This is a genomic window from Streptosporangium sp. H16, from assembly GCF_051918855.1.
Classification (GTDB): Bacteria; Actinomycetota; Actinomycetes; order Streptosporangiales; family Streptosporangiaceae; genus Streptosporangium.
Genome location: NZ_JBPXMD010000026.1, coordinates 20,625 through 36,220, shown reverse-complemented (window position 1 = coordinate 36,220; position 15,596 = coordinate 20,625). Strand labels below are relative to the sequence as shown.

The 15,596-nt window shown below is 71.4% G+C and carries 8 protein-coding genes; 7 read left to right on the top strand and 1 reads right to left on the bottom strand.

Annotated features, from left to right (window positions below):
* Positions 1-33 precede the first annotated feature (33 nt).
* Positions 34-1,191, top strand: a complete 1,158-nt coding sequence (locus tag ACTOQ2_RS32780; RefSeq protein WP_440104691.1) for a winged helix DNA-binding domain-containing protein — start codon at positions 34-36, stop codon at positions 1,189-1,191.
* A gap of 175 nt (positions 1,192-1,366) precedes the next feature.
* Here ACTOQ2_RS32780 and ACTOQ2_RS32775 read toward each other — a convergent pair whose 3' ends face one another.
* Complete coding sequence (locus tag ACTOQ2_RS32775; RefSeq protein WP_440104690.1) at positions 1,367-3,001, bottom strand: alpha/beta hydrolase; 1,635 nt, start codon at positions 2,999-3,001, stop codon at positions 1,367-1,369.
* Between the two features lie 526 nt (positions 3,002-3,527).
* Between ACTOQ2_RS32775 and ACTOQ2_RS32770 the strand changes: the two genes are divergently transcribed.
* The 6 genes from ACTOQ2_RS32770 to ACTOQ2_RS32745 all read left to right on the top strand — a co-directional run bounded on the left by ACTOQ2_RS32770 (position 3,528) and on the right by ACTOQ2_RS32745 (position 15,358).
* Positions 3,528-4,193, top strand: coding sequence for a vWA domain-containing protein (locus ACTOQ2_RS32770; RefSeq protein WP_440104689.1), 666 nt, complete (start codon positions 3,528-3,530; stop codon positions 4,191-4,193).
* Positions 4,190-5,560 carry a protein kinase domain-containing protein gene (locus ACTOQ2_RS32765; protein WP_440104688.1) on the top strand — a complete coding sequence of 457 codons (1,371 nt, stop codon included), beginning with the start codon at positions 4,190-4,192 and terminating at the stop codon, positions 5,558-5,560. Before ACTOQ2_RS32770 ends, ACTOQ2_RS32765 begins: the two co-directional genes overlap by 4 nt.
* Positions 5,557-9,018, top strand: coding sequence for a DEAD/DEAH box helicase (locus tag ACTOQ2_RS32760; RefSeq protein ID WP_440104687.1), 3,462 nt, complete (start codon positions 5,557-5,559; stop codon positions 9,016-9,018). Before ACTOQ2_RS32765 ends, ACTOQ2_RS32760 begins: the two co-directional genes overlap by 4 nt.
* Complete coding sequence (locus tag ACTOQ2_RS32755) at positions 8,999-10,621, top strand: hypothetical protein (RefSeq protein WP_440104686.1); 1,623 nt, start codon at positions 8,999-9,001, stop codon at positions 10,619-10,621. The genes ACTOQ2_RS32760 and ACTOQ2_RS32755 overlap by 20 nt, the downstream gene beginning before the upstream one ends.
* Before the next feature lie 101 nt (positions 10,622-10,722).
* A complete protein-coding gene (locus ACTOQ2_RS32750; protein WP_440104685.1) occupies positions 10,723-13,050 on the top strand; it encodes an AAA family ATPase in 2,328 nt (775 codons plus the stop codon).
* A 4-nt stretch (positions 13,051-13,054) separates the two neighbouring features.
* The gene (locus tag ACTOQ2_RS32745) at positions 13,055-15,358 is read left to right on the top strand and encodes a hypothetical protein (RefSeq protein WP_440104684.1); all 2,304 of its coding nucleotides are present in this window, start codon (positions 13,055-13,057) and stop codon (positions 15,356-15,358) included.
* Positions 15,359-15,596: the final 238 nt, after the last annotated feature.

The window sequence follows — 15,596 nt, the reverse complement described above, 5'->3', positions numbered from 1 at the left end:
TCACCTCCACCTCACGGGGTAGAGACGGGGACCATGAATTCACTCACCTGGGATCAGGTCCACGCGCGGCGGCTGGCTCGCCACCATCTCGTGAAACCCGCCTCCGGCGACCCGCGCGAACCCGTGCGCGACGTGTGCGGGGTGCAGTCGCAGGTCGCCGCCGCGGCCGAGCTGGCCATCGGGTCGCGGGTGAAGGGCGCGACACGGGAGCGGGTCCGCGCGGAGTTGTACGACAGCAAGCGCCTCGTCAAGACGTACAGCCTGCGCGGCACCCTGCACGTGCACGCCGCCGACGAGCTGGCGCTGTGGATGGCGGCGATGCGCTGGAAGCCCTACTGGCGCGCCAAGGACGGCTGGCACGCCTACCACGGGCTCACCGCCAAGCAGGGCGAGGCGTTCGTCGACGCGGTCCGCGAGGCGCTGGACGGCGAGTGCCTGACCCGCGAGGAGCTGGCCGGGGAGGTCTCCGGGCGCGTCGGCGCGTGGGCCAAGGACAGGCTCGCCTCCAACTGGGGCGAGTTGCTGCGTCCCGTCGCCTACCTCGGCGTGCTCTGCTTCGGGCCGGTACGGGGCGCCAAGGTGACCTACGTCAGGCCCGACCGGTGGGCGGGGCTGAGGACCGAGGTCGGGGACCAGCCCGACCCCGAGGAGTCGGCGATGGAGATCGTGCGCCGCTACCTGCGCGCGTACGGCCCCGCCACCCACCAGGACCTGGCCCGCTGGTTCGCGCTCAGGCCGCCCGAGGCGCGCGAGGCGCTGGAGTCGCTCGGCGACGAGGTCACCCGGGTCGAGGTCGAGGGGCGCAAGGCGTACGTCCTGGCCGCCGACGACGACCGCTGGCCGTCCGGCCCGAGCTGCCTGCGGCTGCTGCCGCAGTACGAGGCGTACGTCCTCGGCAGCGGTCCCAAGGAGGTCGTCGTGCCCAAGGACACCGCCGCGCGCGTCTTCGAGCACGGCCGGGGCAGGTACGAGGGCGCGGTCGCCCACCAGATCATGCTGGTCGACGGGGTCGTCTCCGGGATGTGGGAACGCAGCGAGAAGGGCGGCAGGGTCGAGATCAGGCTGGAGTCGTTCGTCAAGCTCGACTCCGGCCGGACCGGGGAGCTGGAGAGGGAGGTCGAGCGCGTCGGCCGCTTCTACGGCGCCGAGGCCACCCTGTCCACGGGCAGGCTCACCGGCGGGAGGCGCTGAGTTCCTCCGGCGCCGCCGCGCACGTCCGCCGGGTGGCGCGCGGGAAAGGCCGGGGCGAGGGGACCGCGTCCCGGCGCGGGTGAACCGCACGGCCGGAGATGCGCGCAGGTGCCCCTCGCCGTTCGGCGCCGCGTGGTGCCGGCACCGCGCGATCCCGGGTTCGCCGCGTTCCCGCTCACCGGGTGCAGCGCGCTCCGTCCCTGGGCGGGGTCAGGTCGACGAGGTAGCGGGTGACGGTGTCGTCGACGCAGGAGGAGACGCCGGTGGCGTAAACGGTGTGCCCGTCTGCGTCGTAGGTCAGCAGCACGGCCGAGGACATGTTCCCGGCGACCTCCCTGGCCCAGCGGTACGGTGTGCGCGCGTCCCGGGTGTGGCTGACCAGCACGATGGGCCCGGCGCCCCTGGCGCGGGCGGGGGTGGGCGCGACCGCGGGTGAGGGCAGGAAGGCGCAGGTCAGGTTGGTGCCGTCGGAGAGGCGGTCGATACGGCGGATCTGCCCGGCGAGCCGTTCGTAGTCCCTCAGGTTCCTGGAGTGGGGCCGGTCGAGGCAGTTGACCACGCTCGTCACCTCGTCGACGGGCAGGGACACCGAGGGGGCGCCGAGCCGGACCCGCAGGTCCGCGAGCGGGGTTCCGTCCCCGTCGGCCGCCGCGCCCAGCGCGGTGGACAGCTCCCGCCAGGAGGAGGGGTCGATGAGGGTGCCGCCGATCACCGCTCGCACGGTGTCGGCGTCGAGGTCGTACCTGCCCCCGCGCAGGGGCCTGGCCTTCGCCCGCGCGATCACCTTGTCGATGGCGGCGAGAACGCCCTTCGCGCTGCCGGCCGGGCAGGCCATCCGGGGGTCGCGGGCGCACGCGCGGGCGAAGGAGTGCAGCGCCGCGGTGTGGGCCCTGGCGCCGTGCAGGGAGTCGGTGTCCCAGTTCAGGTGCGCGGTGTCGATGCCGTCGAGCACCATGGCGCGGACGCGGCGCGGGAAGCGGTCGGCGTAGCGCTGGCCGATGTTCGTGCCGTAGGAGTAGCCGAGGAAGCTGATCGTGTCCTGGCGCAGCGCCGCGCGCAGCAGTTCCAGGTCGGTGACGACATTGGCGGTACCGACGTGGGGCAGGACGTCCTTGCCGGTGCCGCGGGCGCAGGCCTGGACGATGAGCCGGTAGTACGGTGCGACCTCACCGACCAGCGGCAGGTCGGCACGGGGCTTCCCGATGGGTTTGTCACCCGCCCGCAGGCTGCAGTCGATGGCGGGCCTGCTGCCGCCCACCCCGCGGGGATCGAAGCCGACGACGTCGAAGCGCTCGCGGATCTGCGCGGGCCAGGTCTCGTGGAAGGTGCGCACCATCCAGGTGCCGGACTGTCCCGGCCCTCCGGCCGCGGCGACGAGCGTCCCGATCCGCTGGTCGGGCCTGCTCGCCGGGGCCTTGATCAGGGGGAGGGTGAAGGTCCTGCCGTTGCCGGGGTCGGCGTAGTCGACGGGCACGGTGAGGGTCGCGCATCTGAACAGGCCGCACCGCCTCCACTTCGGCGCCTTCCCGATGAAACGTTCCAGGCGGGCGTCGGACGCGGGGCCGGGATCCGTGACGAGGGCCGTGGCGCCGGACGTGGCGCCGGACGTGGCGCCGGACGGGGGACCGGGAGCCGTGGCGAGGGTCTTGACGGCGGGCGTGTTCGCCGCGCCGTTCGGTACGTCGGCGAAGGCGGGACCGGCCCCGAGGCCCGCCACGGCCGCCGCGGTGGCCAGCGCCACCACGGCCCCGGCCCATCGGCGCCGGGCACCGCCGGTCCTCGCCGTTCTCATCGGCTTCTCGCCGTGCATGTTCTCTCCTTCGGGTCGGTCCTGATCGGTCCGCCCCACCTGCGGGTGGAGTCGAGGATCACCGGACGGCCGGAAAGAACTTCGGGTAAGAAAGTGAAGATCCTTCCGCTTCTATCTACCTTTGTAGGCATTTCAAGTTGCAGGCCGCTTTCGTAGTGCTTGACGGGCGGCTGCCGGCAGGAGCGGAAGTGACCTCTCGGCTGATTCGCGGGGGCGGAGTGACGCGCGAGCCGTCCGGGCCGCCGCGCCGTACGGACCGGGCCAGGTCGGGGCGCGTGTCGCCTGCCGGACGGGCGCCTGAATCACAAGGGTGAGATGCCGAAGATCAACCGTTTCCGGTCACGTATTGACCAAGGTGTATGCGACAAAAATAAGCGAAAGTCGGATTTTATAGAGAATGTCCATTTTTATTTATTGGTTAGATCTTGACTTTCGGTATGAACGTCGACAGCCTGTAAGGCTCTGCTTTTTTGGCTGATCAATATGAATTGGCGAGGTAGCCTTGGCCCAGGCAACACCCTCCGATGTGCCTCTCTCACGTCCCCGCGCCGCCCCGCCCCGGGCCCTGCCCGTCATCGTGCTCGCCGACGTCAGCGGCAGCATGACGCAGCTGCGCAAGCTCGAGACGCTCAACGAGTCCATCGCCACGATGATCCGGAGCTTCGCCGCCGAGCGGCCCGTCCGGGGCGAGATCCAGGTCGGCGTCGTGGCCTTCGGCGGGCAGGGCGCGGTGCTGCACCAACCGCCTGTTCCCGCCGCCGACCTGGAGTGGAGCGATCTCCGAGCCGGCGGCCGCACCCCCTTCGGCGCCGCGCTCGACCTGCTCACGGAGCTGCTCGCCGATGAGAAGGTGATCCCGCGGAACGCGTTCATGCCGACGCTGATCCTCGTGTCCGACGGAAAACCGACCGACAAGTGGGAGGAGCCGCTTCGACGGTTGCTCGCCTCGCCGCGCGGAGCCAAGGCGATCAGGCTGGCCGTCGGCATCGGCCAGGACATGGACGACGACGACTTCCAGGTGTTGCGCGCGTTCGTCGCCGACCCGTCGATCGAGCCGCAACGCGCCGACCAGGTGCATCTTCTGAGCCGCTACTTCTCCTGGCTCACCATGAGCGTCAGCCGGCAGGCACGCGTGGGCCGGCAGTCCTCCGCGGAGATCGATTTCGACGAACTCGACGAGTTCCTGGCATGAACGACGCCGGGCGTCCGGTCGTCCGCGACGAGCAGGGACGGCCGCTCGCGCTGCTGCGCCGGATCGGGGTGGGAGGCCAGGCCGAGGTGTGGGCCTCGGAGGGCAGGGTGGCGGTCAAGATGATGCACGCCCGGACGCCCCGGGTCGCGCAGCGGCTGCGGAGCCGGATCGGTGTGATCAGACGGCTCGATCTCGGCGGCGTGCCGATCGCCCGCCCGCTGGCCATGCTGGCCGCGCCGCACGTCGGGTACTCGATGGAACTCCTCGACGACATGGTCGCGGTCCAGACGCTGGTGTCGGCGCCCGACGACCGTGACCTGCTCGGCTGGTACGCGGAAACGGGGGGACTGCGGCGTCGGCTCCGGCTGCTGAGCCGCGCCGCGGACGCCTTCGCCGCGCTGCACGCCAAGGGCGTCGTCTACGCCGATCCGTCCCCGGCCAACGTGATGGTCTCCGACACCCCGCGGCACGAGGAGGTCCGCTTGGTCGACGTCGACTTCGTGCGGTCGGAGTCCGTCGTGCCGGACACCGTCGCGACCCCGGGGTACGCGGCGCCCGAGGTGCTGGACGGGCGGTCCGGGGTGAGCGGTGCCACCGACGCCTACGCCTTCGCCGTGATCGCCTTTGAGGTCCTCACCCTGACGCACCCGTTTCTCGGCGACGCCGTCCAGGAAGGCGGCCCGGAACTTCTCGAACACGCCTTCAGCGGGAAACTGCCGTGGATCGACCACCCGGACGACCGGTCGAACCGTACCCGGTACGGCCTGCCGCGCGAGCGGTTGCTGACATCGAAGCTGGGAGAGCTCGCCCGCCGGGCGTTCCAGGACGGGCTGAGCGACGTCAGGGCGCGCCCCACGGTCGCCGAGTGGCGTACGGCGCTGCGCTCGGCCGCCGATCTGACCCTGGCCTGCGCCGGTTGCCCGCAGTCGGTCGACATGCGGGCGCCGGCCTGTCCCTGGTGCGGCCTCCAGGCCCCCGATCCCCTCGTCGCCGTGGTGGAGTTCGTCCGCTCGGGGATGCCGAAGCCCGCGCCCGCCGGTGAGACGCTGGCGGTACCGCCGGGGGCATGGCTCCCGATCACCGGGCGCACCTCGCGCATGGACGCGGCGGAGTACGACACCGCGCCGGTGGCATGGCTGCACTGGCAGCCGGGACACCGGCTGACGATCAGGAACCCGGGGCCGGTGCCTCTCTGGCTGACATCGGCGATCGACCAGGACGAAGGCCTGGTCATCGAACCCTCGGACGAGCTGGCCGTGCCGGCGGATCAGGCCGCGCCGCGCTGGATCATCCGGTTCGGCCCGCCGGGAAGTCCGCACCGGATGCTGCGGTTCGCCCGCGTACGGCGATCGGCGGCCCGGTCGTGAAGCGGCCGCAGACGGCTCCGCTGCCGGGCGCCGAGGCCCTCGTCTGGCTCAAGTGGCAGAGTGCCGACCGCCCGAGGTGCGATGACGAGATAAGGCTGTGGTGGTCGCCGAACCACCAGGCGTTCGCTCGGACACGCGCTGCCGAGGCCCCGGTGGCGCCCGTACAGCGTGAGGACGCGGAGAAGCTGGAGTCGGTCAGACGCGGTGGAACGCACTACGTCGCCATCGTTGTGGAGTCACGCGAACTGACCGGGCAAAGGCCTCGGGCGGCACAGCTCGGAGTGACGTTCCACCGGTACGACGCGGGCGGGACGCTGCCGGCGCAGGAGATCGCCGTCGACCATGACATCGCGCGGACGGTGGCCACGTGGGAGGGCAGCCAGGCCTACGCGACGCGGACCGATCGGACGATCGGCTGGCTGAGAGAGCGCTTCCTGCTGCCCGCGGTACCGCGCGCGTCGGCGGACACGCCCGGACGTGTGATCATCTCGACGGTGGTCGGGGAGCACGGCGCGCCGACCGGCTACCGCCTCCACGGCAGGGGCTTCGTCGCCGACATCCGGACCAGGGACGGCCGCCTCCACATGCACCGGATCAGGCGTACCGCCAACGCCGACCTGGGCCGCCGGCTGCGGCTCGTCACCACGAACGTCGACTTCAAGGACGTCTCCCATGTCGCCGAGATGCGTGCCGACATGGAGCGATGGATCGAACGGCTCACCGAGGGCAAGGGTCTCCTGGCGCTGTGGAACCAGTACAACCGGCTGGAGGCGCGCCATCTGCTGAGGCGGGTGGAGGAGACGGGGTACATCACCTACCGGAGCTGGAGCCGGCTCGCGGGTGAGGTCCACCGGTTCCAGGTCGTCGCCACCGACGATCCCGTGGGCCACCGGCGCTCCCTGCTGGAGCAGGCACAGCAGGCGCTCAAGGGCGGCGAGACCCTGGAACTGGAGGCGTCCAAGCGATTGCCACCCGTCCTGGCCAATCCCGGCACCGACGTGGCCGACGACGAGGAGGCCACGGAGGCCGACGACTGGGAGGTGGTCCGGCAGCGGCTTGAGAAGCATCTGTTCAGCGGCACCGTCGTCGCGGTGGACGTCGCCGACGGCACGATCGACATCAAGCGGACCGAGTTGCAGCGCCGAGGCCCGGCGGGAGTCGGAGGCGACGAGGCCGTCCAGCCGGGGCAGGAGGGATTCCTGTTCCGCTCGTTCCGCGGTGACCGCAGGCAACTGGTCCGGCGCAGGACGGCGTACGAACGGATCCTGCGTGGAGGTACGAACATCCCCAATCTGCTCGCACTCCTCGAGGGCGAGCAGGTCGTGGCGAATCCTCCGGAGCGGATCGAGCCGCACTCCGAGGCGACCTGGGCCATCTTCAAGGGCGACCCGACCGAGCGCCAGCGGCAGGCGATCGACGTGGCGCTCAACACCCCGGACATCGCGATCATCCAGGGGCCGCCGGGCACCGGGAAGACGGAGGTCATATCGGCGATCCAGACCCGGCTGGCCGAGTCCGGCAGATCGTACGCCCACGTGCGCGGCAGCATCCTGCTGGCCAGCTTCCAGCACGCCGCCGTCGAGGAGATGGCCGAGCGGTCCATGGTCTTCGGGATCCCGGCCAACAAGATCGACCGAGCCGACCGGGGTGCGGCCGTACTCCGCGACCGGCTGCGGGACACGGCGGCCGCGCACCTCCCCGAGCGGCTGGGCGAGCCGGGCGAGGCGGTGCTGACGCTGCGCCGGCTCAGCGGCCTCGTCGCCGGCTACTGGCTCACGCCACCGGCTCCCGACGGCACCGTGGAACTGCTGACGGAGGTGCACGAGCGGGCCCGCGCGCACATCTCCGTCGCGCTGGCCGAGCGCCTGCGGGCGGCCCGCGACGAGCTGCGGATCACCCTGGCGACCGCGCCGCCGGGCGGGTGGAGCGGGCCGGTGGACGAGGCCCACGAGCTCGCGCTGATGGCCGCACGCGCCTTGCGCACGACGCCGGAGGCCTTCGCCGATGACGGCCCGCAGGCGGCGGCCAAGGCGCTGCGCCGGCTACGCGCGATCACGACCGCGGGTGGTGACGCGAACGGTGGTCTCGCCGCGGCGGATCTCACGCTTCTCGAACGGGTCGCGGACAGCGATCCCGACCACCCGCCGGTGCCACGGGAGGAGCTGGCCGCGCTGCGCGACCGCCTGATCGACCGCCTGCTGCCGCAGGCCGGGCCCGAACCGGTGCGCGCCGCCGATCCGGCGGTCAACGACCTGCTCAACCAGGCCGTGGCGGAGATGGAGGAGTCTCTGCGGCGCACCCCCGACATGGGGGTGACGCTGGCCCTGGCCGACTACTACGAGGCCCTGCAGGGTGACCCGCCGGCCGTCGAGTGGACGCTGCGGGCCTACACCGCCTCGTACGCCACGACCTGCCAGCAGGCGGCCTCCCAGAAGGTGGTCGAGGCCAAGCAGGTGGACACCGACGAGGACGTCGTCTTCGACACCGTCATCATCGACGAGGCGGCCCGCGCCAACCCGCTCGACCTGATGATCCCCATGGCGCTGGCGGCCCGCCGCATCGTCCTGGTCGGGGACCATCTCCAGCTCCCGCCCCTGCTGGAGCCCGACGTCGAACGGGCGCTCGTACGGCAGGACGGGTCGACCCAGGAGGTGTTGCGGCAGAGCCTCTTCGAGCGGCTGTTTCGCGCGCACGACAACAAGGGCTCACCGGTCCGGCGGGTCGTCACCCTCAACGCGCAGTTCCGGATGCACAGCGTCCTGGGTGATTTCGTCAGCCGCAACTTCTACAGGAACACCCTGGGGTCTCCGCGCGGCACCGAGGGTTTCGCGCACGGCCTGCCGGAGTACGGCGAGGCGGTCGCCGTATGGGCGGACGTCCCCGCCGACAGGGGCGGCGAGTTCCGGGCCCGCAGCACCTACCGCCCCGCCGAGAAGGACTGGCTGGTGAAGCGGATTCCCGCGCTGCTCGAGGCCGCTCCGGACCTCAGGATCGGAGTCATGTCGTTCTACACCCGTCAGGTGCAGGAGATCGGCGACGCCCTGCAGCACCTCGGCGTGGCCGTCCGCAACGACAAGGGCCACTACGAGGCGGCCGATCGGTACCGCCACGACAGCCAGGGCAAGCCGCTGAACCGGCTGCACATCGGCAGTGTCGACTCCTTCCAGGGCAAGCAGTTCGACATCGTCCTGCTCTCCGCCACCAGATCGGCGCCGCCCGGCGACGACACCCCGCCCGCGGATCCGGCGGCGCACCGGCGCTGGGTGGGCCGCCGCTACGGCCACCTCACGTTGACCAACCGGCTCTGCGTGGCGATGAGCCGGCAGCGCCGGCTGCTGGTGGTGGTCGGTGACGCGGCCATGTTCGAGAAACCGCGCGCACCGGACGGAGTGGCGCCGCTCACCGACTTCCTGCTGCTGTGCCGTGAGGGAGGAGACCATGGCCGGTTCGTTTCGTAACCCCAGGTTCCTGTCGTTCATCGGCGACGGCCCGCTGATCCGCCAGGACAAGGACAGGCGGATCCATGTCGCCGTTCCCGCCTGGGCCTACCGGGTCACCGCCCCTCTCGTCCCGCGCCGCGGTCTCGACCTCTTCCAGCGGGTCGTCCTCGGACTGTGCGAGACCGGCGTGCGCACCCCCCAGGGGGTGAGCGAGCTGACAGGGCTGCACACGCGGCTGTGCGCGTACATCATCGACACCGCCAAGCGGGACGACCTGCTGGACCGCGGCGGCGAGCCCACCGAGCGGGGACGGGCGGCGCTACGCACCGGCACCGTCGACGAGGACACCGAGTGGGCGGTGCGCTACGTCTTCCACGACCCGGTGACCGGAGACCTGTGGCCGCGCACCGCCGAGCGACTGCCGGACGTGTACGTCGTCCACCGGGAGACCGACGAAGTGATCATGGATCTCGGGACGGCCGGGCGGCCCGCCAAGGTGCCTGCGCTGCGGATGAGGGCCGACGGCGAACGTCCCGGGCCGCCACACCCGGAACAGATCATGGAAGTCGTGCGCCGCGACCGGCTGGCCCGGATCAACGCCCGCTCCCAGGAGTTCGCGCGTAAACACCGTCTGGCCGCGCTCCAGGACATGGAGGAGGAGCAGACGGTCTACGGCGGCCGCGTCGCCACCGGAGAGCCGCTCGCCGAACTCGCCCGTGTCGCCCTCATCGGAGAACCGGAGCCGGTCGAGATCCTCGGCGTCATCGAGGCCGCCGGACCCGACCTGCCCGGCGAGGTCTGGGTCGCACACGACCCGTTCGGCGTCACCACCAACGCGATGTTCGGCCGGATCGTCGAGCACTGGGCCGCCGGCCGCCCGGAACTGGCGGAACGGCTGGATCGGCTGTTCAAGACGCAGGGAGAGGCGGCCGGCGCGAACCTGAAGAGTGCCACCAAGCGGGCTCGCGCGCAGGCCAAGGCGGAGCTGGCCATGGAGTTCGGCGCGAGGGTCCGCGAGGACGCCGGTGTGCTGGAGAAACTCGTCGACCTGCGGACCGCGTCCTACGACGGCGAGACCGATCAGGCGCTGCGCATGGCGGTGTGGGCGGCGTTCTCGCTCTTCGAGGAACTGTTCCACCGGTTGACGATCGCGTATCCGATGCCGGCGCACCACGCCGAGCCGCTTCGGAGGCGGGCGGCGGAGCGGCGGCGTCGCCGGCGTGACGGCCCCGATCCGCTGTGGACCGCGCAGGTGGCGAGGGAGACGATCAGGAAGGCCGCCGAACGGATGGGGGCCTTCGAGGTCCCCTACTCCGTGCTGAACACCGGGGCGGACGCCCTTGGAGAGCTGGCCGGTGAACCGAGGCCACCGGACGGAACGAAGATCGGCGTGCTCATCGCGGCCACCCTGATCAGCGCGGAGGCGCGCGACGACCACCCGATGCGCCGCATGCTCGCACGCCGGGGCGACCTGCTCTTCGGTTACGACCAGCTGCGCCAGATGCGCAACGGCCAGCTGCACCGGCTCGGGAGGCAGTCGGTCGCCGAAGACCTGAAGTGGTGCAAGGAACTCGGGGAGCAGGCGGCTTCGGAGCTGTTGGGGCTCCCTCCCGTCTCGTGACCGGCGCGCCGGGCCGGCGGCACCCAGGACGCACGTACCGGCAGCACTCGCGGGCCGCACAGCACCCGTACGGCTCGAAAGACTCCACGAAGGGGCATTGAATGGGCAAGGGCAGAGGGCCGAAGGCACAGGCGCAGCGCGCGGGGACGGCGGCCGGCGGCCGGGCGAACACCACCCGCAGGCCCGCCGGGCCGGTCAACCGTAGGGAACTGGCCGAGGCCCTGCCCGAGGCGACTGCCGAAGCGGCTGAAGCGGTGGGCGGTGCCGAGAACCTGCCGGAGCCGGCCGAACCGCCCGCCGACTCCGACTACCTCGCCGTCGACAGGCTGTGGCGGCAGATCGACCAGGTCAAGAGGGCGTACGAGGCCGCCACCGGCCGGGCCGAGAACGCGCGACACGCGCTCGAGGAGGCCGAGCGGGACCTTGAGGACGCGCGGGACGGGATCCGGGCGGCCGAGAAGGCGATCGGTGAACGCGGTCGCGAACTCGACGAACGGGAACGCGACATCGCCGGCCGCGAGGAGGCGGGGGCCGCCAGGACCGCCAGGATGACCGAGGAGCTGCGCCGGCGGCTGGCCGAGTGCGGTGAGCGCGAGGAACACCTGGCCGAGCTCGAACTGCGGGCGGCGCGGCAGGATGAGGAGGCTCGGAGCAAGGCCGGGGCCGCCGTCCGCGCCGCGCTGGCCGACGCCCGCGCCGAACTCGCCAGGGAAGGCGCGCGACTCGACGAGAAGCGCGGCGAGCTGCGCGCCGAGGAACGGCGCCTGAAGATCGAGCGAGAGGACCTTGAGGACTCCAGGCAGCTCGTCGAGCAGCGGATCGAACGGTCCGCCGAGCAGCTCGCCGAGCAGGACCGGCTGAGGCTCCAGGCGCTGCAGCGACGACACGACGACATGGTCGCGGACTACAAGCTGCTGGAGCAGCGGCTGGCCGCCCATGAACGGCTGCGCCTGGCGCTCGGTGGCCGCGAGCCCGAACACGTCGTCGCGGACCTTCAGCGGCTGCAGGAGGAGAACACCACCCTCCGCGGCCACCGGCCGCCCGCCGAGATCAAGGCCGAGCTGAACCGGCTGCGCGAGGCCGAGCAGCGCTGGCAGGAGGACCACGCCTTCTTCATGCAGGAGAACTCCCGCCTGCAGCGGCAGCTCTCCGCGTACCAGATCACCGCGATGGAGCTGGAGCGGCAGGAACTGGTCAAGCAGGCGCTGGCCGCCGACGTCGAGGCCTACAAGGACGAGGTCGTACGGCTGAAGGAGAACGCCGAAGGGCTCAGGCGGAGCAAGGAGAGCGAGTCTCCCTTTCCCACGTGCGCCGAGATGGACGCGCGCCATGCCGGGGAACGCGACGACCTGGTGGAGGAGCTGCCGCCGATCGACGAGTTCGTCCACCGGCTGCGGCACGTCATCGCCCAGCAGGAGAGGTTGTTCTACGCGGAGTCCGACCTGCGGATCTTCCTCGCCGGGCTCGCCGCCACCCGCCTGCACCTGCTGCAGGGCGCCAGCGGCATCGGCAAGACGCAACTTCCGCTGGCGTTCGCCAAGGCCCTGCAGACGCATGCCGAGACCGTGCCGGTCGGTGCCGACTGGCGCACACCACAGGACCTGACCGGCTACTACAACGCCTTCGAACGGCGGTTCTACGAGTCGAAGTTCACCAAGGCGCTCTACCGGGCCAACTGCCCGGAGCACCGGTCCCAGCCGTTCCTCATCGTCCTCGACGAGATGAACCTGTCCCACCCCGAGCAGTACTTCAGTGATGTGCTGCACGTGCTCGAGCTCAGGCCGCGGACGGCCGGCGGGCAGATCGGGCTCGACCTGATGACGGCGAGGGTCGAGCCGGCGCCGCGCGGGTTGGTCGACGGGATCAGGCTGCCCCTGCCGCGGAACGTCTGGTTCATCGGCACGGCCAACCAGGACGAGACCACGGTGGGCTTCGCGGAGAAGACGCTCGATCGGTCCAACGTCATCGAGCTGCCCGCACAACCGGAACACTTCGAGTACGAGCGGACCGAGCCGTTCCCGCCGTTCTCGTTCAGAGCGCTGAACCGGGCCTTCGCCGCGGCACGGAAACGGCACGAGCGGTCCGCCCATCTGGTGCGCGCCTTTCTGGGCGGCGACCTGGGTGATCGGCTGCGGCGGGACTTCCGGATCTCCACCGGGCCGCGGAGTGTCAAGCAGCTCTCGTGGTTCGTCCCCGTGGTCGTCGACGCCGGGGGGACCGTCCGGGAGGCCGCGGACCACGCGCTGGCGATGAAGGTGCTGCGGAAGGTCCGCGGCCGTTACGAGTTCCGCAGCGACACCATCAGGGCGCTCCGTGACGACCTTCCGAAATTCTGGGCCGAACTGCCCGCCGCTGAGGGCGACCCCGACCGCCCGATCCGGGCCGTCGAACTGCTCAACGACGAGCTGCACCACCGAGGGGAGGCGTGACGCCATGCGGGTCAGGCTCTGGGACCGGCTTCTTGACCGCGAGGCCGATCCGCCGCCCTCGGGACCGGTGCCGATCGGGCGGTACGTCTTCGTCGACGCCGAGCAGGGCGCGCCGGGCGGCGGGAGCGCCTCGGGCAGGCGCAGGACTTCCGGCAGGGGAGGCGTTTTCGGCCCGCGCGGTCCCTCCGGCGGACGCGACCTGTCCCTGGCGGGCCGTCGCGTCCGGTCCGGCGACCATCTCGTCGCGATCGGCGACTGGACGCTGTGGGACGAGGACCGGAGGCAGGCCACGCACGGCGCCTGCGACCCGTGCGCGCTGCCCGACGAGGTGACCGAACGCGCCGTCCTCGGCGTGGCGGCCGGGCTCGAGCGGCTCGGCGTCGAACCGGCCGGTCGGTGGCTGCGGGAAAGCCCGTTGCTCGGCGACACCGAGATCGGGCCGCGGCTGCGGCGGCGCAGGATGGACGACGAGATCGCCGAGCATCTCGACGCGCTGCGCGCGGTGTGCCATGACCCGGCCGACCGGCTGCGGGTCGTGAACCGGCTGGTGCCGGTAGGCCTGGCGCGGCGGATCACGCCCGCGACGATCACCCGGCTGGCCGGGCACAGCGAGGACTGGAACCGGCTGCGGCCGGACGGCGTCGAGCCGAAAGTGGTCCTCGCGTCCTCGCGTGAGCAGAACCTGGATTTCTACGAGAACCGCGTCGCCGCCCGGCTGGTCGACCACCTCTGGGGTGACGTCGTGGCCCGGCTGAACGCCGTGGCGCGTATCGACGAGATGTTCAGCGACCTTGACCGCTACGTCGCGGACGCCGTCGATCGGCCATGGCGGCAGCAGGGCAAGCTGTTCGACCTGATCGAGGGAGTCGTGGCGAACGAGACGTGGAAGGACCTGGCCGCGGTGAGACGCAAGGAGCTCGGCGCGGTCAGGGACGCCCTCGTCGCGCTGAGAGGTGGCGGCGTCCTGCCGGGAGTCAACCGGCAGGCCGAGATCGGGACCGCGCTTCGGGCCACGAACCTCTTCGTCAACGAGGGGCGCTACCGCCGGGTGCGCGACCTGTGGCAGGCGTGGGTGAACGACCGTACCGGCAGAGATCGTGAGGACGCCCCCTCGGCCCGGATCCAGGACTGGTGCCGGGGGTTCACCGTCTACACCGGTCTGCTGCTCCTCCACGCGCTCGACCACCTCGGCCTGCTCGGCAAGCCAGTCGGGTCAGATGGGCCCGCGGGGGCGGGGGGAGCGTCACCGTTCACCCGCGGAGGACCGCCGATTCGGCTGGGCACCGGGGACGTCGCGGCCACGGGCACGGCTGTGACCCTCGCGTGGCTGCCCACAGAGGTTTTCGAGGTCGCCGTCGGCGGGCGGGCGGTGCTCCGCGTCCTGGCTCTTCCGCACGCCCTCACCGGTCACGGCCGGACGTCGGCCACCCGGGACGAGACGCAGCGGCTGATCACCGAGAAACCCGTGATCCCCACCCTGATCGTCTATCCGGGTACGTTCGAGGAGCGGCAGGCGCTGCCGGAACGGCTACGCCTCGAGGTCTTCTCCGGCTGCGACTCGCCTGTGCCCTGGAGGCGCGGCGGCGTGGGGCTGCTGCCGATCTCGCCGATGGAGATCGACAGTGTGGTCCGACTCGCCCGGAGCCTGTACAGCGTTCTCGCCCGGGAGCGGCACCGCGACCATCCGCTCTCCATACGGTGCCGCCAGGCGTACGCGCGGGAGGTCGGTGACGGCGCGGACTGGCTTCGGGCCGAGGAGACCGGACTCCTGGTCACCCGGCCCCCCGCGCCTGGCGAGCTGGCCGCAGCCCGCGCGAGGCTGCAGTCGCTGAGGGCCCGGGTCGCCGGTCGTCCGGACGGCGCCGGAGAGGCGGAACTCCTGGATCGGGTGGCGGACGAGCTGACCGCGAACGCCGAGAGCCTCGCCGAGTACACGAGATGCCCGGTCTGCCTGCAGCGGAGGCCGGATCCCTGGCGGGCGTACCGGTCCAGGCGGGACGGCACCTACTCGTGCGAGTGCCCGCAGGGCCACGCCCGCTGGGAACTGCGGCGGTGCGCGTCGTGCACCCGGCCCTATCCCGTCATCAACGCCGCGCCTGTGCCGGAGGGCGTCGAATTCGACGGTGACGGCGTAGACCGGCTACTCGGCAGCCATGTCGTCTCGATGCCCTGCCGGCTGCGCCCCTCCGTCTTCCTCTGCCCGTCGTGCGGCACCTGTGGAGTGGCCTTCGACGGGAAAGGGAGCGGGTGCCGAAGATGCTGTCCCGAAGGGCGGGACGTCGCGACCGGCCGGGCGGCGGAGTCCTGATCACGTGTGCGGAGAATGTCCACAGCCGCCCGGTGCTTCGAAATCGGGAAGTGATTTACGGCTGCAGTTTTATATAAGTGCACCAAACGTTTTCATTTTCGGTTAAAACGGCCATCCCTGCTGGTGGAAGGCGGGCCGGTGTCAATGAGACTCGTATGTATGTCGTATAACGAGTGCGGCTTCGTCGATCGGTAGGGTCGGAAGGAGTGGTGCATCGCTGGAAATGCGCCTCGACGGG